We start from the raw sequence: 22780 nt of genomic DNA on the forward strand, positions 1-22780 counted from the left end.
CATCGGGGGTTCAAATCCCTCTCTCTCCGCCATCGATCCTTCCTGACGCCAGATTTGCAGCGATATGCCCCGCCTGTGCGGTCGCTGTCGGGTGCACGCGCGCCAGCCCGCGCATGACAAAGGGACGGCGTGCGCCGTCCCTTCCACTATCGGTCAGACCTGACTTGAACGGCCAGGTCGCGTTGGCGCCGGCGCGCGTTAGCGGCGGAAGCCGCTGGCGGCCTGGCGTAGGTGCTGGACGTCCCGGTCGGGCAGCGTGCTGCGCGATCGGGCCGGGGCAGCGCCATCGGTCTTGAACACTTCGACGATCCGGTCGATCTCGCGGGCCTGATCCTCGGTCTGGGTGATGGCGGCGTTGGTCTGTTCGACAAGGGCCGCATTGTGCTGGGTCATCTGGTCGATCTGGCGCACGGCGCCCGAGACTTCCTCGATGGCCGAGGCCTGTTCGCGGCTGTTGCGGGCAATGCCTTCCATCAGGGTATTGTTGGCGCGGGCGGCCTCCATCATGGCTGCCAGCTTGCTGGCCGCTTCCGCCACCAGCTTGGTGCCTGCGCCCACTTCGCCGGCAGAAGCCTCGACCAGGGTCTTCACATCGGCCGAAGCCTGGGCGGCGGACTGGGCCAGACGGCGCACCTCGACGGCGACCACCGCAAAGCCCTGGCCGGCATCGCCGGCGCGGGCGGCTTCCACCGAGGCGTTCAGCGCCAGCAGGTTGGTCTGGAAGGCGATATCGTCGATCAGCCCGATGATATTGGAGATCTTGGACGAGGATTCGGTGATGCGGGACATGGCGTCATTGGCCTGGCGCATGACGGCGCCGCCCTCTTCGCCGACCTGGTTGACCTTTTGCGCATTGGTATTGGCGTCGCGGGCCCGATCGGCGTTTTCCAGCACGGTCGCCGCCAGCTGCTCGATGGCGGCCGAGGTCTCCTCGATGGTCGCGGCCTGCTTGGTGGTGCGTTCTGAGAGGTCATTGGTGCCGATGACGATCTCGCTGGTGGCGGACCGCATGCTGGAAATGGCGCTGCGCAGCCCGCTCATGATGGTGGTCAGCGTATCGGCGAGCGCATTGGTATCAGCCTGCAGCGTGGCGAAGGCGCCCTGATACTGGCCGCTCATGCGAGCCCGCAGATCGGCATTGGCCAGGCTGGACAGCACGCGGGCGGTTTCGCCCAGGCTGCCGCCCACGGTTTCGATCAGACCGTTGATCGAGGTGGCCAGATTGGCCAGTTCGGGGTCCTTGTAGCTGGTTTCGATACGGGCCGAGAAATCGCCCTGGCCGGCGGCGTCGACCACGCGGTTGAAATCGCTGGAGAGCTGCTGCATCGTCGCCTGGCGCTCCTGGCGGCCCGTCGCGGTGGTGCGCTGGACTTCGTCGGCCAGCAGTTCGGCTTCCTGCGCGCTGGTCTGGGCCTGCTCCGAGCGTTCGTCGGAGATTTGCAGCAGATGCTGGGTGTTGACGGTCATCCAGATCAGGCTGACGGTCTCGATGATCAGGATCACGGCATGCAGCAGGACCCGGGTAAAGCCGCCGCCGCCATAGAAGATCAGGTCGTCCAGGGTCATGCCCAGCACCAGATGGTGCACGGCGACCAGGGCGGCGCCTAGGATGATGGCCTTGGTGTCGTAGAGCAGGGCGCAGACGGCGAGCCCGGCAAAGAAGGCCATGTGAATGTCGGTCTGCAGCGGCTGGCCGCGGGCGGCGATCAGCAGGGCCATGACCTCGGCCATCATGACGGCGACCGCCATGTAGCGGAAGGTGGCCGACTGCCGGTTGACAAAGAAGGTGGTGAGCAGGGCGGCCAGGCCCAGCGCGGCCAGCGTGCCGGCCAGGCTGAAGTCGCCGTGAAAGACCATTTCGAGGATGATGGCGATGGCGGCCATGATGGCGGCGAGGCCGGCCACCAGGATAGATGCGCGACTGCGGATGGTATCGAGGGTCATGTTGTCTCGTGATCGAGTTGGGGCGCACAAAGCCCGGTGGCGTTGAGAAAGAACAGAGCGCCCAGATCTCGGGCGCGCTCCTGGAAGCCGGCATCGCCGGCATAGGCGACCACCACATTAGGCAGTTTGGTCGGGGCAACGGCGTAGCCGCCCGCGGCGCGGACGATGGACCAGGCGGTTGCTTCGCTGGTGAAGGGCGGGAAGGCCACGGCCATTTGGCCCCGGTCGGCGGGGGCGAGCAGATAGGCGCTCACCAGCAGCACCGACAGGCCCGAAAAAAGCAAAGCAGGCGCAAGCTGTCGCACAATCGGTCCCCGGAGATGCCCAAAATGCTTGAATTATAGGCAGCAGCTTTCGCCCGAAATGGTTACCAATTCGATTAAATTCCGGCGGAACGAAAAATACAGTGTGTTTGGCTGGCGAGGCGTTGTGGTCAGTTCAGCAGGACCCGCACCGTATCGCCGCGGCCTTCGGCATCGACCACCGAGAGGGTGACATAGCCGGGGCCGTCCGGTTGCCAGCTGTCCTGGCGGGCGAAATTGGGGCGGCCGAAGGGGGCGCCATTGGCAAAGTAGGTGAAGGGCGGCACGCCATTGCGCACCTTGACCATGAGCGGGGAAATGTCGCCGGCGGCGAGGCCGAGATCGACGGCGACTCCATCGCCGGGAAAGGCGATTTCGGGCGCGGCGTCGCGGGCGACGAGGCCACTATCGGGGTGGCGAAACCGTCGCAGCGGCGCCGGCAGTTCAGTGGTCGAGGCCAATAGTGCGCCCTGCGGTGCGCGTGGCAGCGCGGCGCGGCGGCTGCCCAGGCGGTCAAAGGCCTCAAACAATATGGGCGCGGCGCCGGTAATGCCGGACAGACCGGGCAGCGGGGCGCCATCGGGGCGGCCGGCCCAGACGCCGACCACCGTCTTGCCGTCAAAGCCGATGGCCCAGGCGTCGCGATAGCCATAGGAGGTGCCGGTCTTGTAGGCGACGCGGCCAGGTGAGCCGTTGAGCGGCGGGGGCACATCGGCCAGGATATCGGCGACATACCAGGCGCTGACCGGGTCGAGGACTGGCGCGGCAATGGCCGGGGCGGGCAGGGGCGTGGTGCCGTCATGCAGGCGCACCGGCACGCCGCCATGGGCGATGGCGGCATAGACCGAAACGAGGTCGCGCAGGGAAATGCCGACGCCGCCGAGGCCGACGGCGAGACTCGGCGCGGTATCGACGGGCAGGCGCGGGTCGGCATGAGCGCGGCGCAGGCGCGAGACCAGGCGGGCCGGGCCGACAGCGTCGAGCACCACCACGGCGGGGATGTTGAGCGAGAGCGTCAGCGCGTCGTGAATGCTCACCGTGCCGCGGCTGAAGCCGTCGAAATTGACCGGCACATAGGCGCCAAAGGCGGTGGGGCGGTCTTCGATCAGGCTTTGCGGATGGGCCAGGCCCAGCTCGAAGGCGAGGCCATAGATCAGCGGCTTGAGCGTGGAACCCGGAGACCGAATTGCCGTGGTCATGTCGACATAGCCGTCGCTCTGGGTAGCAAACAGCCCGGCCGAGCCGATGGAGGCCAGGATTTCGCCACTCTCGATATCGGCGGCGACGATGGCTACGGAAACGCGGGGGTCGATCAGCCGGGCGCGGGCGGCAGCGAGCTGTTCGAGCGCGTCCTGCAGGCGCCGGTCGATGGTCAGAGGCAGGGTGCGGGCATCGGGTCGGGCGCGCACGGCCTGTTCGGCCAGGTGGGCGGCCAGCATGGGAAAATCGCGGCGCATGGTGGGCAGAGGCTCGAGTTTGGCGGCAAGCGCCTCCTCGGCGGGCAGGGCGCCCAGGGCGACGAGCCGGTCGAGCACCTTGTCGCGGCCGGCGCGGGCCGCTTCGGGGTGGCGGTCGGGGCGGCGCGCCTCGGGCGATTGCGGCAGGGCAACCAGCAGAGCGGCCTGGGCGGTGGTCAGCCGGGCCGGCTCCTTGCCGAAATAGGCCAGACTTGCCGCGCGGATGCCCTCGATATTGCCGCCATAGGGGGCCAGCGTCAGGTAGAGATCAAGGATCGCGTCCTTGTCCAGGTCCTGCTCGAGCGCACTTGCATGCACCATCTGGCGCAGCTTGCCCCAGGCATTGCGGGTGGGCTGGCCCTCGAGCAGGCGCGCCACCTGCATGGTCAGCGTCGAGCCGCCCGAGACTACCTGCCCGCCCGCCAGCACATACTGGCTGGCCGCGCGCAGCATGGAGCTCCAGGCAATGCCGTCATGCTCAGCAAAGCTGCGATCCTCATAGGCCACCAGCATGTCGAGGAACCTTGGATCGACCTGATCACGGCTGACCGGCAGGCGCCAATTGCCGTCCGGCGTGGTGAAGGGGCGCAAGAGGTTGCCGTCGCGATCGGTTACCGCGGCGGAAACCGGCATGCTCGTCAGGTCCGGGGTCGGCGGCAGGGCGCTGCTGATCGTGGCGATTGTTGCGGTCAGCTGCACGGTGGCGGCGCAGAACAACACGAAAAGGCTGAAGCCGGCCAGCACCAGATACCGCGCCCAGGGGCGCGGTGTGGTGGCGTCTCTATGGGCGTCCGGCCCCGTCATGGCCCGGTCGCGGTGACCTCGACCGTGCCCGATGCCGTATTGGCGCGGCGTTCGGGGCGATACATGTCTTCCACGGTGGCGCCGGGGAGGGCAAAGGTGCCGGGGCTCACCGCGCGCACCAGATAGGCGGTGGTGACGCTGCTCGTCTCGCTGAAATAGCGGAAGGCGGCGACATATTGGTCGGTGCGCGATTCCACATGGGCGGGCGTATCGAGCTGGAGCCAGTTGAAATCGGAAACGCCGTCGCCAGCCGAGAGATCGGGATTTTCAATCTCGAAACCCGCCGGCAGCGGGTCGGCCAGCACATATTGCCCGGAGCCCAGCGCCTCGGGATAGGCCGTCAGCACGACCACCAAGCGGTCGTTCTGGGCAATGGACCCGTCCATGGGGTCGATGGGCGTGCCATCGGGCAGGTAGTAGTCGCGCGTCAGGGTAAAGCCATTGCTGGTTGGTTCGGGCGGGGTAGCCGGGTAGCCGGTGACGGTCACCTTGGCCTGGGTTGCAGCGGCGTCGTTGTTGCTAATCTCGACGGGTGCAAAGCCCATGGCGTCGAAGCGACGGTAGAGCGGGGCGCTCAGTGCTTCGCCATCAAGGCTGATGCTGCCATCGGTGCCGGCTCCACCCAAGGCGGCGGCAGCCAGCAGTGTCCAGCTATCTTCCTGGGTCGAGGTATAGTCGGCATTGTCGCGCCGGTCGGCGAGCTGGTTGGCCAGAGCCAGCAGGTCAACGCCGGCGGGCTTGAACTCGGCCGCCAGAGCCAGCACGCCGGCGGTGTCGCGCAGGGCGCTGCCATAGTCGGTGCGGTAGCGATTGCTGTCCTCGGTATCGGCCAGGCTGGCGACGGCCGCGGTGAAGGCGGTGTTGGCGCGGGTGGTATCGCCATAGAGCGCGAGGGCAGCCCCGAGCTGGGCTTGGGCTAAGGGCGAGCCGAAGGCGTCGAGGCGGGCTTCGAGATAGTAGCGCAGATCGCCCATAGTGGCGCGGCCGGCACGGGCGAGGTCATACAGCGCATAGGCCACGTCCTCGCCGCCCTGCTCGAAATCGCTGGCATAGGCGAGCTGGTTGGAGAGGTTGTCCAGCGCCCTTGTCATGGCCTGTTCGGGCACGGCATAGCCGGCCGCCTTGGCGCGCAGCAGCATGTCGGTGACATAGGCGTCCAGCCAGGCGTCGCCGCCGTCAAAGGGACCCCAGAGGCCAAAGCCGCCGCCCGAATTCTGCTTGGAGAGCAGGTCGGCAATCGCGGCGGTGACGGTAGTGCTGAGGGCTTCATCGCCGGCCAGGCCGATCAGCTTGGCGACGTCATTGAGGTAGAGCAGGGGGAGAGCCCGGCTCGAAACCTGCTCGGCGCAGCCATAGGGGTAGCGGTCGAGCGAGACCAGCAGGCCTGGGATATCGAGCTGGGCCAGGGGGCCAATGGCCAGCGTCATGGACCCGGTATTGGCCAGATAGCTGGCAAAGAAGCTGTCATCGACAATGGTGCTGGCGCCGGGCTTGAGGGCAATGAGCCGACTGGTGGTGACCGGCGCGCTGGGCGGGCGGACGCCCAGGGTGAGCTGCTTGACGCTGGTGCTGCCATCGGGCGCGGTGACAGTCAGTTCGAGCGGCCAATCGCCAATGGCGGTGCCGGTGAGGCTCAGGTTGAGCGCGGTGCGCTCGCCCTGTTCCAGGGTGACGTCTGTGGCCGCGGCGTCGGTGGCGAGGCCCGTGCCGGTCGAGAGAGCAATGCCATAGGTGCCGGCGGCACCGTCGACATTGTTGATCTCGACGAGCAGGCGCGAGACGTCGTCGAGGCGCAGGAAGCGCGGTGGGCTGAGCGTGACGACGACCGGGTCGCGGACCACGACATCAGCCTCTGCGTGGCCCACGGCGGTGTCGGTCCAGGCCATGGCCATGACCCGCACGGTGCCGGAAAAGTCGGGCATGTCGAAGGTCACGCTGGCCTTGCCGTCACTGTCGAGCTGGACGATGCCGGAATGCAGCGCCACCAGCACCGAGGTGGGCGGTGGCGTGCCGAGGCGCGCGGCCCCGCCATCGCCGCCCGAGCGCAGTGCGCCGGCCATGCCCTGGGTCGGATCGATCAGCGAGCCATAAAGGTCGCGCAGGTCCATGCCGAGCTGGCGCTGGCCGAAATACCAGCCATCGGGGCTGGGGGTCTTGAAATTGGTGAGATTGAGAATGCCCAGGTCCACGGCGGCGACGCTGACATAGGCGGTCTGGCCGGCGGCCAGATTGCCCAGCGCGACATCGACGGTAAAGCTCTGGCGCGGCAATGATACCGCGGGCGCGGAGAGGGTCACGTCGAGCTGGCGGTCACCCGGCTCGACATCGGCAAAGGCCAGGCCCATGGCGCGTGAGGGCATGCGCTTTTCCCCGGCATCGGCGGGTCGATAGAGAATGGCCGTCACATAGGCGCCCGGACCCCATTCTTCGGTGACCTCGAGATCGACCGTCGTGCCTTCGGCGGGCACATCGACGGCCTGCATGGCGATGACGCGGTTGTCGACGACCATGACCAAAGCCGTGCCGGCAAATTGCGGGTCGAGCTTGAGTTTTGCCGTATCGCCCAGGCGATAGGCGGGCCTGTCGAGCGCCACCTGCAGCGTATCTGGCGTGTCCGAGCCGGCCTCGGCATAGTAATAGCCGGCATAGAATTCATAGGTCGACGAGGTGGCGTCGGGAACGGTGCTGTTGACCTCGAGGCGGTAGCTGCCCCAGTCGACATTGGCGCCAACGGTGACCGGGCCGCCATCGGGCGTATCTACGGTGCCGCTGGCAATGTCGCGCGTCGTGGTGATGGCTTCCCACTGCCAGGCGGTGCCATTGCGATACCATTGATAGCTGGTTTCAAGGCGCGACAGGGTCCAGTTCAGGCCGGTTTTCGCCACGGCTTCGCCCGCTGGCGAGACGGCAATGATGTCGAACTGCGCTTCGCTCCCAGAAGCCAGCCCGGTCGGGTCCGAAAAGACGGGCTTGATGCCGATGCGGTCGGCATCGGCCAGAACGGGGCGGGACAGGCTGCGTTCGATGCTGCGGCCATTGGTATCGACCAGGCGCAGCAGGATCTGCGCCGTCAGCGGCTTTGTAGTGGTCTGGATTTCCGGCAGCTGCACCTCGGCCACGGCATTGCCGGCCTCATCGGTGGTGCCGACGACGCCCAGCGGCTCGCGCGTGGTCTCCATCGTGTCGTCGAGCCGGCCAAAGCTGTAACCGGGGAAATCCTTGAGCGTGCTGACCGGGCTGATCACGGCGTCGGCCTCGATGGCGAGGCCCGGCGCGGTGGCGCCGTAGAGATACTTAGCGGCAACGTCGATGGCGGTGACGGCGCCCAGGGCAAAGGGGGCGGTGTCGGGCGTGCTCAGCTCGAAGGCCAGCCGCTCTGGCTCGAAATCTTCGACGAGAAAACTGGTGGACGAGAGCGCATCGGCATGGGGATCGGCATAAAGGCGCAGCGTCCAGGAGCCGCGCATGGCCTCCTCGACCATGGGCAAAGCGGTGAAATAGCCGCCGGCACCCTGGTCGGAGAGCAGTTCCGTACTGGCAACGACGCCATCAGGGCGCTCGACCTCCAGTGTCAGGGGCAGGCCAGTCACGGCATTGGCGCGCTCGTCGCGCAGCAAGGCGGTGAGGAAGACGGTCTCGCCGGGGCGGTAGACGCCGCGCTCGGTGGTGGCAAAGAGGTCAAGCGGGCCGGGCGAGGGGCGGCCCTCGACACCGCGATCGGTGAGGTCGAAGGCCGGCCGGCTGAGATCGAGAAAGGCGTAATCGCCGTCAGCGGTCTCGGCCACCAGCAGCTGCGGCGCGGCGCCGCCGGTGCCCCGGGCGAGGCCGGGAGCAAACAAGGCCCGACCATCGGCGTCGGTTTTGGCTTCGCCGAGCACTTCATTGTTGACGGCAACCAGGCGCACTGTCGCATCGGCAATGGGTTGGGCGTCGGTCAGGCCGCGCACGAAGGCATGGACGCCATCATCTCCGGCCAGGGTGGTCAGGCCCAGATCGGTGACGATGAACCACTGCGTGGCCTGCTCGCTCCAGTAGTCGTCATCGGATGCGCCCTTGATGCGGGCCGTCACCACATAGGCGCCGGCCGCCATGTCGCCGATGGCCTCGGCGACCGGAATGGCCGTGGTGGTGAGTTCATTGAGCGGACCGCGGGCCAGGTCGATCTCGCCGCTCCACACCGCCTCGCCGACGCGGTCGGCAATATCCTCGGCGGCATATTGGGTCAGATTGCCCTGAAAGATGCCGTCGCGCACGGCCGTGGCGACGCTGCGGTCGCCGATGCGGTAGATCATCAGCTCGGCGCTGTCGGCATTGACCGAGGTGATGGGCAGGCCGCCGCCGAGGCCGGCCGGCATGACATAGGCATTGTTGGCAAAGCCGACAAAGGGGGCGCGGTCGGGCACATAGACGTCCAGATCGACATCCTTGGCCAGCACTTCGCCATCGGCCGAGTTCAGGCCGGCGCGCAGCTTGATAGCGTAGCGGCTGCCATGGGTGACGCCTTCGACGCAGACCTGGTCAGCTTCGGTTTCGACCGAGGTCTGGGGCGCGTCGGCAACCACGACATAGGCGGACAGGTCCGTGCTGCCGAGCGGATCGGAAAAGACGGCGCAGATGCGCGGGGCAGCGGCTTCGGCGTCGACCACGTGATTGACGACGCGGAAGCCATGCTGGGCCACGACCTCTTCGAGATGGGCAGCGACATCGGCATCGGGAACCAGGTTGAGGCTCAGGCGATAGCTGGCAATGGCCTCGCGCCAGCTGCTGGAATATTCCAGGCCATTGGCCAAAGCGCGCAGGCCCAGTGCCCGCTCCTCGATGGTCTGTGCGCGCAGATAGGCATTGAGCGCTGCCGATACGGCGGTGGCGCCCAGTTCATAGCTATTGTCGCCTTCGGCCTGGCCGGCAACGGCTTCGGCGCGGGTCAGGGTGGCCACGGCCAAAGCCTGCCAGACGCCGCCGTCATTGGGGTTGATGGCGAGGGACTGGCGATAGGCAGTGATGGCGCCGGCGGGATTTTCCGCGGCGCTGGCGGCGTCACCCTCGGCTACAAGATCGGCATAGCTCACCTTGGGCGGCGGCGCATCGGTCTGGGGCAGTTCCTCGGCGAGGCGCCGGGCGGCGTCGATCAGGTCCTGGGCCGGGAAGGGCAGTTCGGCCTGGCGGACCACGGCGGTGCTGAGCTGGGAGGTGCTGCGGTCGAGCGTGCCGGAAACGGCGCTCTTGAATTCTGTCGCTTCGCCGGCCTCGCTCTTGAGGAAGCACCAGTTCGATTTCTGGTTGAAGGTGAAGGCCAGGCAGATCTGGTCATCGGTACAGGCGGCGGTGCAGGCGTCGAGATCGGTATCCTTGACGATGGCGTAGTCAAAGCCGGGCAGGTCGGTATCGGGCAGGAGGGTTACTTTGGGGTCAGCCGCCTGCGCCAGGCCCAGGGCCAGAATCAGTGCCGTGCCAACCAGACCAATCGTGCCAAGACCACGCCGCATGCTGCCCTCCCAAGCGTCAAGCTTTGGCTGCATATGGAGGCCAGGCGCAGCCAGAATGCAAGCGCGATACGCGCTATGCAATGGTCACAATTGAGGGGCGCTCAATCGTCCCTGTTGCTCAGCGCGCCCGGCTTGAACAGCGAGAGCGGGCGGATCTCATAGGCGCCCGAACCGGGATTGGCCGCGGCCAGATCCTTGGCAAAGCCAACCGCCTCATCGAGGCTGTCGCAATCGGCAACGTAGAAGCCCAAAAACTGCTCCTTGGTCTCGGCAAACGGGCCGTCGACCACCAGCGGTGCGCCATTGTTCTTGCGCAGGGTGGTGGCCGCCTTGGTGTTGTGCAGGCGCGCCACCGGGCCGAGCTTGCCTTTGGCGCCCATGGTCTGGTGCACCAGGTCGAGCCGCGCCATGCAGGCGTCGTCCTCGGCCTTGGTCCAGGCGCCAACGGCCTTTTCGTCTTCATAGCAAAGGATGGCATAGAGCATGAGCTGTCTCCCTTTACGCGGCATGCGCCGCCACTATGCCCAGATTCTGGCGCAGGAAAAGGGACTTGTCCGAACAAAGTGTGGCTCGCGCCCTTCGCGGCCATTGCGGCTTGGTTTATGTAATGTTCTGGTCTGCGCCGTGAATCGCTGTCATTGGGAGAAGAGAGCATGGAGTATCGTTATCTGGGTCGTTCGGGCCTCAAGGTTTCTGTGCTGACCATGGGGACCATGACCTTTGGCGGCTCGGTCGAGGTCGGTCATACCGACCAGGCCGATGCCAATCGGCAGATCGATCTGTGCCTTGATGCCGGGATCAACCTGCTCGACACGGCCAATGTCTACAATGCCGGGGTCTCCGAGGAGATGATCGGGGTGGCTTTGGCCGAGAATGGCCGGCGGCAGAAGACGCTGGTGGCCACCAAAGTGCGCTTCAAGATGGGCGAGGGTCCCAACGAGATCGGTCTTTCCCGCCATCACATCATCGAGCAGTGCAAGGCGAGTCTGAAACGCCTCAAGACCGACGTCATCGACCTCTACCAGGTGCATGAATGGGACGGCATGACGCCGATCGAGGAGACCATGGAGGCGCTCGATACCCTCGTGCGCCATGGCCATGTCCGCTATATCGGCTGTTCGAACTATTCAGGCTGGCATATTTCCAAGGCACTGGCGGCAGCCAAGGAGCGGGCCGGCGAGCGCTTCGTCAGCCAGCAGATCCACTATACCCTGCATTCCCGCGAAGCCGAGTATGAGCTGGTGCCGATCAGCCAGGACCAGGGGCTGGGCATACTGGTCTGGTCGCCGCTAGCCGGCGGGCTGCTGTCGGGCAAATATCGTCGCGACGGCGGGCCGGAATCAGGCCGCCATGTCGGGGGCTTCCGCGAGCCGCCGGTGCCCGATTGGGACAAGCTCTACGACATTGTCGACGTGATCGTGTCGATCGCCGATGAGCGCCGCGTCTCGGGGGCGCAAGTGGCGCTGGCCTGGACGCTGGGCCGGCCGGGGGTGACCTCGGTGATCATTGGCGGGCGCAGCCAGGCCCAGTTTGCCGACAATCTGGCCGCGGCCGATCTGGTGCTGAGCCACCAGGAGCGGGCGCGGCTCGACGCGGTCAGCCAGCCGCCGCTGCTCTATCCCTACTGGCACCAGACCTATACCGCCAATGACCGGTTGGGCGCGGTCGACAGCGATCTTTTGGCCCCTTATGTGGAAGCGTTCAAGCGTGGGTGATTTTCTGTTTGCGCCGTATAATCCGGTGACCGTGCCGATTGCGCGGGGCGGCCTGTTTGCCGTGCGCCGCGTCTATTGCGTGGGCCGCAACTATGCCGAGCACATCATCGAGATGGGCAATGACACGCGCGATCCGCCGTTCTTCTTCGCCAAGCCGGCCGATGCGGTGGTGGTGGGCGGCGCCGCCATTCCCTATCCGCCCCAGACGGCCGATTTCCACCACGAGATCGAGCTGGTGGTGGCCATCGGCAAGGACGGCAGCGCCATCGCCAGAGAAGACGCGCTCAGCCACGTCTATGGCTATGCGGCCGGGCTCGACATGACACGGCGCGACCTGCAGGCTGTGGCCAAGAAGGCCGGGCGCCCCTGGGAAATGGCCAAGGGCTTTGATTTTTCCGCGCCGATCGGCACGATCGAGCCGGTCAGCGCCATCGGCCATCCCGACAAGGGCGCCATTACGCTCAGCGTCAATGGCGTGGTGCGGCAGCGCGGCGATCTCAGTGACCAGATCTGGAGCGTGGCCGAGACCATTGCCTATCTCAGCGGTTTCGTGACGCTGCGGGCCGGCGACCTGATCATGACCGGCACGCCGGCCGGGGTCGGCGCGGTGGTGGCGGGCGACCTGCTCGAGGGCAGCATTGCCGGCGTCGGCACCGTGCGGACAGCCATCAGTCAATGACCGTCTGGTCGCCCCAGCAGGATGCGGCGCTGCTGGCCGTCTCGGCCTGGCTCAAGGACACGGATGGCCCGCAGGTCTTCCGCCTGTTCGGCTGGGCCGGCACGGGCAAGTCGACGCTGGCGGTGCATCTGGCGCAGGATGTGCGATCAGTCAAATTCGCCGCCTTTACCGGCAAGGCGGCTCTGGTCATGCGCAAGCGCGGCTGCAAGGGCGCCCAGACCATCCATAGCCTGATCTATACCCTGGTGAGCGAAAAGGATGGCGAGCCGCGCTTCGTGCTCGACGGTGAAAGCCCCGCCGCCGATGCCGATCTCATCGTCATCGACGAGGTGTCGATGGTGGACGAGCAGCTCGGCCGGGACCTCCTGAGCTTTGGGGTCAAGGTGTTGGTGCTGGGCGATCCGTTCCAGCTGCCGCCGGTGCAGGGGGCGGGGTTCTTCATCGCCGACGAGCCCGACATCATGCTGACCGAAATCCACCGCCAGGCGGCGGACAATCCGATCATTCATCTCTCCATGCAGGTGCGCGAGGGCGGCTTTCTCGAGCGCGGCAGCTATGGCGAATCGGTGGTGGTGGGGCGCGACAGCGTCGACCGCGATGCGGTGATGGTGGCCGACCAGGTGCTGGTGGGCCGCAACAAGACGCGGCTGCAATACAATGACCGGCTGCGCGAGCTCAAGGGCCTGCCCTTCCACGAGCCGGTCGAGGGCGACCGCATGGTCTGCCTGCGCAATAATCCCCGCAAGAAGCTGCTCAACGGGCAGATCTGGATCGTCACCGAGGCGACGCGACGCTCCAACGGCAAATGGAGCCTGCTGTTGGGCGCCGACGAGGGCAAGGGCGAGGCCAAGGTGCTGACGCACAAGGCCTTCTTTGCGGGCGAAGAGGATGCGATGAGCTGGCCCGAGCGGCGGCAGTTCGACGAGTTCACCTTTGGCTATTGCCTGACCGTGCACAAGGCGCAGGGCAGCCAGTGGGACAATGTCTATCTATTCGACGAGAGCTTCGTGTTCCGCGAGGAGCGGGCGCGCTGGCTCTATACCGGCATTACGCGGGCGGCAGAAAAGATCACGGTGGTGTCATGACCCTTCTGTCGGTGCGGCACGAGACGGTCTATCGCTATGCGCGGCCGGTCCAGTTCGGCGATCACCGCATGCTGGTGCGGCCGCGCGACAGCATGGAGCAGCGGCTCGACCAGTTCCGCCTCGAAATCACACCCGAACCTGCCGGTATCCGCTGGATTCTGGACGTATTCGGCAATGGCATCGCCATTGCCAGTTTTGAAGAGCCGGCCGAGGAGCTGCGCATCGTGGCCAGCATGGTGCTCGATCATACCCATGTCCTGGTCCCCGAATTCGAGATCGACAACCGCGCCAAGAGCTACCCGTTCGACTATGGCACGCCGGACGGGCTTGATCTGGCACCCAATATGGCCCGGCTGTTTCCCGAGGAAACAGAGGTTGATGCCTGGGCGCGGCGATTCCTCGATTCGACGGGCAAGACGGGCACGATCCATCTGCTGGTCGGCATGACGGCGGCCATCAAGTCCGACTTCACCTATCTGCGCCGCCCCGATCCGGGCACGCAGCGGCCCGCGACCACGTTGAGCAGCCGGGCCGGCACCTGTCGGGATTTTGCGCTGCTGATGATCGAGGCGGTGCGTTCGCTGGGCTTTGCGGCCCGCTTTGTCACCGGCTATCTCTATTCGCCGGCCCGAGACGGCAATCATCGCGGCGGCGGGGCGACCCATGCCTGGTGCCAGGTCTATCTGCCGGGCGCGGGCTGGGTCGAGTTCGACCCGACCAATGGCATTATCGGCACGCGCGACCTGATCCGGGTGGGCGTGGCGCGGGAGCCGCGCCAGGCCATTCCGATTTCGGGGACCTTTGTGGGCAAGAAGGACGACTATATCGGCATGGATGTCGAGGTCATGGTCGAGCGCGTCAAGAGCGTTCAGGACGGCATGGGTTAGTCCCGCGTCACGCTCACCGCGTCGGTGGTCCATTCCTGGGCCCGGTCGCCATTGATGGCGTCGGTCCAGACGCGGATGGGGTAGGAGTTCACCTGGCCATAAATGGTGGCAAAGGCGGTGTCGGCCGCGTCGCGACCGACGCCGATGCGCACCATGCCGTCAAGCGCAGCCATGCGGGTGGCGTCGAACAGGTACCAGCGATCGCCTAGGTAGGCCTCAAAGACCGCGTGGAAATCCTGCGGCTCAAGCTGCCAAGCATAGCAGGAGACGAAGCGGGCCGGGATGCCCAAAGCGCGGCAGAAGGTAATGCCCAGATGGGCAAAGTCGCGACAGACGCCGGCACGCAGCGAAAACGTGTCCGCGGCGGTGGTGGTGGTGTCGCTGGTGCCGAACAGGTAGTCGACCTCGGCATTGATCCAGTTGCAGATCTCGACGACGCGGCCGAAGCCGGGCTCGATATTGCCGAACTGGCGGTTGGCGAAGCGGGCCAGCTGGTCACTGGGGCAATAGCGCGACGGATTGAGGAAGGGCAGGGTGTCGAGCGGCAGCTTGGCAATGGGCACTTCATGGATCACGGCGGGCGCCCGGTGCAGGGCGTCGAGCTCGATCTGGGCCTCGTAGCGCAGCGTCACCTGGCCCTGCGGCACGGTGAGCCGCAGATAGCGGTTGCCGCTTTCCTCGGAGGTCTTCTCGTCGGCGGGCAGGTCGGGGGTGATGGTCAGGCGTTCGCTGACCACGCGCTGGCGGCCGCCGCGCATGGCCTCGATGTTGAAAATCAAGGTCGTCGTATCGAAGACCTCGTAGCCAATCTCGCACCCCAGGGATAAACGCACGGCGCATCCTTTTTATCTTGATGGTCTCGCGCCGGCACGCCGTGCGGCGGGCGCGGGTGATGACCTCTGCTGGTTACAATACCATGCCGGCGCAAAGGTTTCATGGCGTCGATGCGCAACCGCCCGGCCCTGACTGCATGGCAGCACCGCGCCGTGCGGGCATGGGCGCAAATTCGCCTCCTTGGCTCGCTAGGGGGAGGGCACAAGCGCTTGCGGATCGTGGGCGCATACTCCATCTTGGCGCTAGAGATTGCTTTCCGCGCCGGGATCACACAGCCTCCAGGAGACGCCATGCACCACGAGATCCCCCTGATCACGACGATCGTAGCGGGTCTGGTGCTGGCCTATATTTTTGGCATGATCGCCCATCGGCTGCGCATGCCGCCGCTGGTCGGCTATCTTTTCGCCGGTATCCTGGCTGGTCCCTATACGCCCGGCTTTGTCGCCGACCAGGCGCTGGGGGCCGAACTGGCCGAACTGGGCGTGATCCTGCTGATGTTCGGGGTGGGGCTGCACTTTTCGCTCAAGGACCTGATGAGCGTGCGGGCGCTGGCCATTCCTGGCGCGCTGGCCCAGATCGCCTTTGCGACGCTGCTTGGCCTGGGGCTGGCGAGCCTGATGGGCTGGAGCCTCGGCGCCGGCCTGTTGTTTGGCCTGGCCTTGTCGGTGGCCTCCACCGTGGTGCTGCTCAAGGCGCTGCAGGAGCGCCGCCTGATCGAGACCGAGCGTGGCCGCATCGCCGTCGGCTGGCTGATCGTGGAAGATCTTGCCATGGTGCTGGCGCTGGTCATGGTTCCGGCCATTGCCAGCCTCAACGGCAATACCGGCGTGCACGATCCCTTCGTTTCCTTCGTGACCCGGCTGGCGGGCATCGAGATCGGTGTCTGGGGCATTCTGGGCCTCACCGTGCTCAAGGTCGCCGCCTTTGTCGGCTTCATGCTGGTGGTGGGCCGGCGGGTCATCCCCTGGGCGCTGCATGGCACGGCCCATACCGGCAGTCGCGAGCTGTTCCGGCTGGCCGTGCTGGCCATTGCCCTGGGCGTCGCGCTGGGCTCGGCATTGCTGTTTGGCGTCTCGCTGGCGCTGGGCGCCTTCTTTGCGGGCATGATTCTCTCTGAAAGCGAACTGTCGCACCGCGCCGCGCAGGAAACCCTGCCGCTGCGCGATGCCTTTGCCGTGCTGTTCTTTGTCTCGGTCGGCATGCTGTTTGATCCCTCGATCATCATCACCGACCCGCTGCCGGTGCTGGCGACGGTGTTCATCATCGTCATCGGCAAGTCGCTGGCGGCCTTTGCCATTGTGCTGCTGTTCAAGCGACCGGTTGGCACGGCGCTGACCATTTCGGCATCGCTGGCGCAGATCGGCGAGTTTTCCTTCATCCTGGCCAGCATGGGCGTGTCGCTGGCCATCCTGCCGCCCGAAGGGCAGGACCTGATCCTGGCCGGGGCGCTGATATCCATCGTGCTCAATCCGGTGGTGTTCTGGGCCATCGACCTGGCCAAGCCGGGGCTCGAGGCCAGGGCGGCCCAGCGCAAGGCCGGTCGGCATGCCGGCGAGGATGTGCGGGTGGAGCCGGGTGTCGAGCAGGCCAGTGTGGCGGCCGATGCAGCCGGCCTCAGCGTGGCCGAGGCGGCCGAATCCGCGGAAGACGACGGCGTCGAGGCCTCGCAACAGACTGGCCATACCGTGCTGGTCGGCTTTGGCCGTGTCGGGCAGGTGGTCGGCAAGGGCCTGCACGACGCCGGCGCGCCGGTGGTGCTGATCGAGGATACCGACCACTTCGTGGCGACCGCCCGCGCGCTGGGCATCGAGACGGTGCTGGGCAATGCGGCCCAGGCCGATGTGCTCAAGCTGGCCAACCTGCCGGCGGCCAAATGCCTGCTGATCGCCATTCCCAACGGCTTTGAAGCCGGGACGATCTGCGAGGTCGGGCGCAAGCTCAGCCCCTCGGTGCGGATCATTGCGCGGGCGCACTCGGCCGAGGAGGAAGAGCATCTGCGCCGGTTGGGCGCCGATGTGGTGATCATGGGCGAACGCGAAATCGGCATGGGCATGCTGGCCTGGCTGCGCGGCGAGCGGGTGGAAGGGGAGGCCGGCGAAACCGAAGCTAGCGGCCCGCGCCTGCCCCCGGGCGAGAACCTGCTGGCCAAGGCCGGCATTGCGCCGGCCGTGGTGGCAGCAGCGGTGGCCAGCACTGATGAAACGGCCGACCGGGTCATACCAGCCAACGGCGTGACGGCCGAGCTGGTCGCGGTGGCAGAAACCGCGCCGGCGGATGACGTCATTGAATTACCCGCGCCGGCGATTGTCGAACGCATGCTGGATGGCAGCTCGGCGCCAATTCTGGAGACGCCGGAACAGCCGGATTTGGCACCTGTCCCTGAGCCTGAGCCGGCGCCTGAGGTGGCATTTGCGCCTGAAGTCGTGGTGGCAGAGCTTGTAGCGATTGTCCCCGCCGAGACTGCGGTGGAGGACGGTAAACCCGAGCCGGTCGACGCCGAGCCCGTTGCGTTGGTGGCTGCGGTCGATACGCCGCCGGCCGCGGAGGCTGAACAGGCCCCTATCGTCGTGACTCTGGAACCCCCGCCGGCGATGCCGCTGATCGAAACGGCGAGCGCCGCGGCCGAGATGGTGGCCGAACAGAAGGCCGACGAGATCAGCGAAGGCGGGCCGGTAGAGCCTGCGGTCGAGTCCGACAGTGCTGCAACTGATACCGAGGCCAAGACGGACAGACCGGCGCCGGGCGCGGCACCCGCCGTGGTGCCCGAGCCGAAGAACTGAGGCCGAGATGATCTCGCAGAAAGCCAAGTATGCCTTGCGCGCCCTGGTGTCGCTGGCGCGCGCCGAGCGCGGCCAGACCATGATGATCGGGGAGATCTCCAAGGAACAGGCGATTCCCAAGAAGTTCCTCGAGCAGATCCTGCTCGAGCTCAAGCGGGCGGGCCTTGTCGGCAGCCGCCGCGGCCGCTCGGGCGGCTATGAGCTGCTCAAGGCACCCGAGGAGATCATGTTCGGCGAGGTGCTGCGGCTGATCGACGGGCCGATTGCGCCGCTGCCGTGCCTCTCCAAGATCGCCTATCGCAAATGCGAGGATTGCCGGGACGAAACCAGCTGCGAAATTCGCCATGTCTTCGAGCGGGTGACGCTGGCGACGCGCGCCGTGCTCGACAGCACCACGCTGGCTGATTCCCTGCGGCTGGAAGAACTGCCGGTCTAGCTGGCGTCGGCCTCAGCTGAAAAAGCCGGTGACGGTATTGAGCAGGCTCTGCAGCATGGCCGGGTTGTTCCACAGCACATAGGCGCCGATGACCAGGGCGGCCAGCAGCACCAGGCCGAAGACCTTCTTGACCAGCGAAAACACCAGCCAGACGATGAACAGCCCGGCCAGGCCGAGGCCGATCAGTGTGATATTGTCAGCGGGCATGGTGGTTTCCTGGTGGTTTGGGTCGGGGAGCGCAGCGGTCAGCCGAAGACCACGGTCTTCTTGCCGTTGAGCATGACGCGGTTTTCCAGGTGCAGCTTGACGGCGCGGGCCAGCACGCGGCTTTCGATGTCGCGGCCGGCAGCGACCAGATCCTCGGCGCTCATGGCATGGGTGACGCGGGCGGTTTCCTGCTCGATGATCGGGCCCTCGTCGAGGTCGGGCGTCACATAGTGCGCCGTGGCGCCGATCAGCTTGACGCCACGCTCATGGGCCTGGTGATAGGGCTTGGCGCCCTTGAAGCTGGGCAGGAAGGAATGGTGGATATTGATCACCTGGCCGAAGAGCCGCGTCGACAGCGTATCGGAGAGCACCTGCATATAGCGCGCCAGCACGACGAGATCGGCGCCGGTCTGGTGGACGATGTCGAGAATGCGGGCTTCCTGCTCGGCCTTGGTGTCTTTGGTCACCGGCAGCAGGTGGAAGGCAATGCCGGCATCTTCGGCGACTTTCCGGGCGTCGGGATGGTTGGAAATCACCGCCGCCACATCGGCGTCGAGCCAGCCGACGCGAATCTGGTAGAGCAGGTGCAGCAGGGTATGGTCGAATTTGGAGACCAGGATGACGATGCGCTTGCGCTGGCTTTCGGCGACCAGGCTGGTCTTCATCGAAAAGCGCTCGATGGGAGATTTGAGCGCGCGCTCGATGGCGTCGCGGGCGATCTCGGCCGGCGCGGCAAAGGCCAGGCGCATGAAGAAGCGGCCAGTTTCGCGATCCCAGAACTGGTTGGATTCGGCGATATTGGCATTGAGCCCGGCCAGTTCGGTGGTGACGGCGGCAACGATGCCCGGGCGATCGGCGCAGGACAGGGTCAAGACGAAATTGGCCGTGGACATCAAGGCACTCCGGTAAATCTGGCAGCGGTATCCATGGCTTGGGCGCATTCGTCAAGGCAAGCAAAAAGGGCCACCCTGATGGGCGGCCCTTCCTGAGACTTTTCGGCCTCGAGAGCCGAGGAGGTGGGTGCTAGCCGAGATCACTCCCAGCCGTCACCTTAAATCCACGACCTGCTTCGAGAACCATAACCTCAAAAGACATTGGATCACCTCCTTCACGTTGGTTGAACATGACGAGGATGGTGCGCTGATTTTTTCGACCTGTCCAGAGCCAGGCGTTCACGAAATCAGGCGGGTGCAATTGTCCCGCCCGCGGGGGCGATCAGGCAGCGGGGCGCCGCGGGCGCGACCGCAATTGCACCACGGTAGCGGCAAAGACCCCCAGGGCGACGATGCCGATGATGATGGTGGCCAGGGCATTGACGTCGGGCGAGACGCCCAGCTTGACCTTGGAGAAGATCACCATGGGCAGGGTGGACGAGCCGGGCCCGGAGACGAAGCTGGCGATCACCAGATCGTCGAGCGAGAGGGTAAAGGCCAGCAGCCACCCCGAGATCAGTGCCGGGGCGATGATGGGCAGGGTGATGTCGAAAAATACCCGTACCGGGGTGGCACCCAGATCCATGGCGGCCTCTTCGAGGCTGATATCCATGTCGCTCAGCCGCGACTGCACCACAACCACGACATAGGCCATGCAGAAGGTGGAATGGGCGATGATGATGGTCATCAGGCCGCGCCCGGCGGGCCAGCCCAAAGTGGCTTCCATGGCCACGAAAAGCAGCAGCAGCGACAGGCCGGTGATGACATCGGGCATAACTAAAGGGGCCGAAACGGTGCCGGCGAGCAGGGTGCGGCCGCGGAACTTGCGGAAGCGCACCAAAGCCACGGCACACAGCGTGCCCAGTACCAGCGCAATGCTGGCGCTGACAAAGGCCACCTGGACGCTGAGCCAGGCGGCGCTCAGGATCTGCGGATCCTCCAGCAGCGCGCCATACCATTTGGTGGAAAAGCCTGACCAGACGGTCACGAGGCTATTCTCGTTGAAGGAGAACACCACCAGCGAGATGATGGGCGCATAGAGAAACGCAAATCCCAGGCTTGCCGTTACGGGAAGAAACCAGCCGCGCCGCATCTCAGACTCCCCGTTCCTTGTCCTGCATCGCATCCTGGGCGCGCTGCAGCAGCATGATGGGCACGACCACGGCCACCAGCATGGCAATGGCGACGGCCGCGGCGCGCGGCCAGTTGGTATTGGCAAAGAACTCGTCCCACAGCACGCGGCCGATCATCAGCGTCGAGGGGCCGCCGAGCAGGGCGGGAATGACGAATTCGCCAATGGCCGGGATGAAGACCAGCATGCAGCCGGCAATGATGCCGGGCATGGACAAAGGCAGGGTGATGGAGAGGAAGCTGCGCACCGGGCGGGCGCCCAGGTCGGCGGCCGCTTCGAGCAGGGCGCCGTCGAGTTTGACCAGATTGGTATAGAGCGGCAGGATCATGAAGGGCAGGTAGGTATAGACGATGCCGACATAGACGGCGAAATCGGTCTGCATCATCACCACGGGCGGAATGCCGAAGAGGCCCAGGAACTGGTTGATCACGCCATTGCCGCGCATGAAGCCGGAAAGGGCATAGACGCGCAGCAGGAACGAGGTCCAGAACGGCAGGATGACCAGCATGAGCAGGATATTGCGCCACTGGTCGGGGGCGCGGGCAATGGCATAGGCCATCGGATAGCCGATGCAGAGGGCGACGACGGTCGAGATAAAGGCGATCTTGATCGAGCTCAGATAGGCGGCGACATAAAGATTGTCGGTGAACAGACGCAGATAGTTGTTCAGATGCAGCGTCAGCTGCACCGTGCCGTCCTCATTGGTCAGCAGCGGCGTATAAGGCGGCCGGCCGAACTGCTTCATGGTCAGGGAGATGGAAAAGACCACGGCCAGCGGCACGAGGAAGAATATCGCCAGCCAGATGGCCGGCGCGGCAATGACCAGGGCCTTGCCGGAAATGCCGACAGCGGCCAAAGCGCGCTCGACGCCCGACCAGACCCGGGGACGCGGCGGCGGAGAATGGCTGTCGAAGCTGCTCATACCGTCAGCACCGAGCCGGCGCTGTGGCCCCAGGTCAGGAAGACCGGTTCGTCCCAGGTGATGGCGTCGGGATTGCCGCGCATGGTGTTGGTCTGGGTGACACGCAGGCGTTTGCCGCTGGCCAGCAGCACCTGGTAGACGCTGACATCGCCCAGATAGCTGATCTCCTCGACCGTGCCGGCGGTGACATTGGCGTCATGCACGCCGGCGGGACGCTCGCGGCTGAGGGTGAGCTTTTCCGGCCGGATGGCCCAGCTCAGGCGCTGGTCGGGGGCGCAGTCGACGCCATGGCCGACATAGATATCGCAGCCCAGTTCTTCGGAGCGGATGCGCACATGGGCCGGCTCGTCCTCGGTGACGACGCCCTCGACCATGTTGACCGAGCCGATAAAACCGGCGACGAATTTGGAATTGGGGAATTCATAGATGTCGGTGGGCTCGCCGATCATGGCGATCTCGCCCTGGTTCATCACCCCGATGCGGGTGGCCAGACTCATGGCCTCTTCCTGGTCATGGGTGACGACGATGAAGGTGACGCCAAGCGTCTCCTGGATCTTGACCAGTTCGAACTGGGTTTCCTCGCGCAGCTTCTTGTCGAGCGCGCCTAGCGGCTCGTCGAGCAGCAAGAGTTTCGGCCGCTTGGCCAAGGCGCGGGCCAGGGCGACGCGCTGGCGCTGGCCGCCGGAGAGCTGGTGCGGCTTGCGCGCGCCATAGTCGGCCAGCTTGACCAGGGTCAGCAGTTCGGCGACGCGGTCGGCGATCTCGCCGCGCGGCAGGCCGTCGCGCTTGAGGCCATAGGCAATGTTCTGCTCGACATTCATATGCGGGAACAGCGCATAGGACTGGAACATCATGTTCACGGGCCGGTTATAGGGCGCGACATGGGTCATGTCCTGGCCGTCGATCTCGATGCTGCCAGAGGTGGGCTCCTCAAAGCCGGCCAGCATGCGCAACAGGGTCGACTTGCCCGAGCCCGAACCACCCAGAAGGCAGAACAATTCGCTCTTGTAGATATCGAGCGACACATCGGCCACGGCGAAGATGTCACCGAATTTCTTGGTGACATTCCTGATGCGCACAAAGGGCTTGGCCGCTGGATCGCGCCAGGGGCGGGTATCGATGGCGAGCTGGGGTTTTTTGACCATGTCGGACCCTGTGGGAGGCAGAAAGGGCGGCTC

General features: G+C 65.7%; 16 protein-coding genes and 1 pseudogene. 6 read left to right on the top strand and 11 right to left on the bottom strand.

Annotated features, from left to right (window positions below; genetic code table 11):
• Window positions 1-198 precede the first annotated feature (198 nt).
• The 5 genes from GDR53_RS09880 to GDR53_RS09900 all read right to left on the bottom strand — a co-directional run bounded on the left by GDR53_RS09880 (window position 199) and on the right by GDR53_RS09900 (window position 10478).
• Window positions 199-1944 carry a methyl-accepting chemotaxis protein gene (locus GDR53_RS09880; RefSeq protein WP_232846776.1) on the bottom strand — a complete coding sequence of 582 codons (1746 nt, stop codon included), beginning with the start codon at window positions 1942-1944 and terminating at the stop codon, window positions 199-201.
• Complete coding sequence (locus GDR53_RS09885) at window positions 1941-2249, bottom strand: hypothetical protein (protein WP_193337879.1); 309 nt, start codon at window positions 2247-2249, stop codon at window positions 1941-1943. Before GDR53_RS09885 ends, GDR53_RS09880 begins: the two co-directional genes overlap by 4 nt.
• Window positions 2250-2377: 128 nt before the next feature.
• The gene (pbpC, locus tag GDR53_RS09890) at window positions 2378-4507 is read right to left on the bottom strand and encodes a penicillin-binding protein 1C (RefSeq protein ID WP_193337880.1); all 2130 of its coding nucleotides are present in this window, start codon (window positions 4505-4507) and stop codon (window positions 2378-2380) included.
• The gene (locus GDR53_RS09895; RefSeq protein WP_193337881.1) at window positions 4504-9993 is read right to left on the bottom strand and encodes an alpha-2-macroglobulin family protein; all 5490 of its coding nucleotides are present in this window, start codon (window positions 9991-9993) and stop codon (window positions 4504-4506) included. Before GDR53_RS09895 ends, pbpC begins: the two co-directional genes overlap by 4 nt.
• A 101-nt stretch (window positions 9994-10094) precedes the next feature.
• Window positions 10095-10478, bottom strand: coding sequence for a YciI family protein (locus GDR53_RS09900; RefSeq protein ID WP_193337882.1), 384 nt, complete (start codon window positions 10476-10478; stop codon window positions 10095-10097).
• 168 nt (window positions 10479-10646) lie between these two features.
• Between GDR53_RS09900 and GDR53_RS09905 the strand changes: the two genes are divergently transcribed.
• Genes GDR53_RS09905 through GDR53_RS09920 form a run of 4 tightly spaced genes read left to right on the top strand, consistent with a single transcriptional unit; the run spans window position 10647 to window position 14359 of the window.
• A complete protein-coding gene (locus GDR53_RS09905) occupies window positions 10647-11708 on the top strand; it encodes an aldo/keto reductase (protein WP_193337883.1) in 1062 nt (353 codons plus the stop codon).
• A complete protein-coding gene (locus GDR53_RS09910; RefSeq protein WP_408639792.1) occupies window positions 11701-12387 on the top strand; it encodes a fumarylacetoacetate hydrolase family protein in 687 nt (228 codons plus the stop codon). The genes GDR53_RS09905 and GDR53_RS09910 overlap by 8 nt, the downstream gene beginning before the upstream one ends.
• Window positions 12384-13472: an ATP-dependent DNA helicase gene (locus GDR53_RS09915; protein ID WP_193337885.1), complete on the top strand. Its 1089-nt coding sequence runs from the start codon at window positions 12384-12386 to the stop codon at window positions 13470-13472. The genes GDR53_RS09910 and GDR53_RS09915 overlap by 4 nt, the downstream gene beginning before the upstream one ends.
• Window positions 13469-14359: a transglutaminase family protein gene (locus GDR53_RS09920; protein ID WP_193337886.1), complete on the top strand. Its 891-nt coding sequence runs from the start codon at window positions 13469-13471 to the stop codon at window positions 14357-14359. The genes GDR53_RS09915 and GDR53_RS09920 overlap by 4 nt, the downstream gene beginning before the upstream one ends.
• Here GDR53_RS09920 and GDR53_RS09925 read toward each other — a convergent pair.
• Entirely contained in the window at window positions 14356-15192 is an 837-nt protein-coding gene (locus tag GDR53_RS09925) for a transglutaminase-like domain-containing protein (protein ID WP_193337887.1), read from the bottom strand. The two genes, GDR53_RS09920 and GDR53_RS09925, sit on opposite strands and share 4 nt — an antisense overlap.
• Before the next feature lie 291 nt (window positions 15193-15483).
• Here GDR53_RS09925 and GDR53_RS09930 point away from each other — a divergent pair.
• Together GDR53_RS09930 and GDR53_RS09935 are read left to right on the top strand one after the other, a co-directional pair.
• Window positions 15484-17310, top strand: a pseudogene (locus GDR53_RS09930) (cation:proton antiporter domain-containing protein); the annotation flags it as partial.
• A gap of 670 nt (window positions 17311-17980) precedes the next feature.
• A complete protein-coding gene (locus GDR53_RS09935; protein ID WP_193334365.1) occupies window positions 17981-18409 on the top strand; it encodes an RrF2 family transcriptional regulator in 429 nt (142 codons plus the stop codon).
• A 12-nt stretch (window positions 18410-18421) separates the two neighbouring features.
• On the opposite strand, the gene GDR53_RS09940 is transcribed toward GDR53_RS09935, so the two are convergent.
• From GDR53_RS09940 to GDR53_RS09960, 5 genes are all read right to left on the bottom strand, one after another.
• Complete coding sequence (locus tag GDR53_RS09940; protein WP_193334366.1) at window positions 18422-18616, bottom strand: hypothetical protein; 195 nt, start codon at window positions 18614-18616, stop codon at window positions 18422-18424.
• Between the two features lie 38 nt (window positions 18617-18654).
• On the bottom strand, window positions 18655-19509 hold the full coding sequence (purU, locus tag GDR53_RS09945) for a formyltetrahydrofolate deformylase (protein ID WP_193334367.1): 855 nt from the start codon (window positions 19507-19509) through the stop codon (window positions 18655-18657).
• A gap of 322 nt (window positions 19510-19831) precedes the next feature.
• Window positions 19832-20641: an ABC transporter permease subunit gene (locus GDR53_RS09950; protein ID WP_193334368.1), complete on the bottom strand. Its 810-nt coding sequence runs from the start codon at window positions 20639-20641 to the stop codon at window positions 19832-19834.
• A gap of 1 nt (window position 20642) precedes the next feature.
• Window positions 20643-21602: an ABC transporter permease subunit gene (locus GDR53_RS09955; protein ID WP_193334369.1), complete on the bottom strand. Its 960-nt coding sequence runs from the start codon at window positions 21600-21602 to the stop codon at window positions 20643-20645.
• Window positions 21599-22747: an ABC transporter ATP-binding protein gene (locus GDR53_RS09960; RefSeq protein ID WP_193334370.1), complete on the bottom strand. Its 1149-nt coding sequence runs from the start codon at window positions 22745-22747 to the stop codon at window positions 21599-21601. The genes GDR53_RS09955 and GDR53_RS09960 overlap by 4 nt, the downstream gene beginning before the upstream one ends.
• Window positions 22748-22780 lie beyond the last annotated feature (33 nt).

The organism is Devosia beringensis (assembly GCF_014926585.1).
GTDB lineage: Bacteria > Pseudomonadota > Alphaproteobacteria > Rhizobiales > Devosiaceae > Devosia > Devosia beringensis.

Bases quoted from the DNA above. Each gene is read 5' to 3' on its own strand.
- GDR53_RS09915 (WP_193337885.1), top strand. From the start codon at position 12,384: ATGACCGTCTGGTCGCCCCAGCAGGATGCGGCGCTGCTGGCCGTCTCG.
- GDR53_RS09905 (WP_193337883.1), top strand. From the start codon at position 10,647: ATGGAGTATCGTTATCTGGGTCGTTCGGGCCTCAAGGTTTCTGTGCTG.
- GDR53_RS09950 (WP_193334368.1), bottom strand. From the start codon at position 20,641: ATGCGGCGCGGCTGGTTTCTTCCCGTAACGGCAAGCCTGGGATTTGCG.
- GDR53_RS09880 (WP_232846776.1), bottom strand. From the start codon at position 1,944: ATGACCCTCGATACCATCCGCAGTCGCGCATCTATCCTGGTGGCCGGC.
- pbpC (WP_193337880.1), bottom strand. From the start codon at position 4,507: ATGACGGGGCCGGACGCCCATAGAGACGCCACCACACCGCGCCCCTGG.
- GDR53_RS09920 (WP_193337886.1), top strand. From the start codon at position 13,469: ATGACCCTTCTGTCGGTGCGGCACGAGACGGTCTATCGCTATGCGCGG.
- GDR53_RS09935 (WP_193334365.1), top strand. From the start codon at position 17,981: ATGATCTCGCAGAAAGCCAAGTATGCCTTGCGCGCCCTGGTGTCGCTG.
- purU (WP_193334367.1), bottom strand. From the start codon at position 19,509: ATGTCCACGGCCAATTTCGTCTTGACCCTGTCCTGCGCCGATCGCCCG.
- GDR53_RS09955 (WP_193334369.1), bottom strand. From the start codon at position 21,602: ATGAGCAGCTTCGACAGCCATTCTCCGCCGCCGCGTCCCCGGGTCTGG.
- GDR53_RS09940 (WP_193334366.1), bottom strand. From the start codon at position 18,616: ATGCCCGCTGACAATATCACACTGATCGGCCTCGGCCTGGCCGGGCTG.
- GDR53_RS09900 (WP_193337882.1), bottom strand. From the start codon at position 10,478: ATGCTCTATGCCATCCTTTGCTATGAAGACGAAAAGGCCGTTGGCGCC.
- GDR53_RS09895 (WP_193337881.1), bottom strand. From the start codon at position 9,993: ATGCGGCGTGGTCTTGGCACGATTGGTCTGGTTGGCACGGCACTGATT.
- GDR53_RS09960 (WP_193334370.1), bottom strand. From the start codon at position 22,747: ATGGTCAAAAAACCCCAGCTCGCCATCGATACCCGCCCCTGGCGCGAT.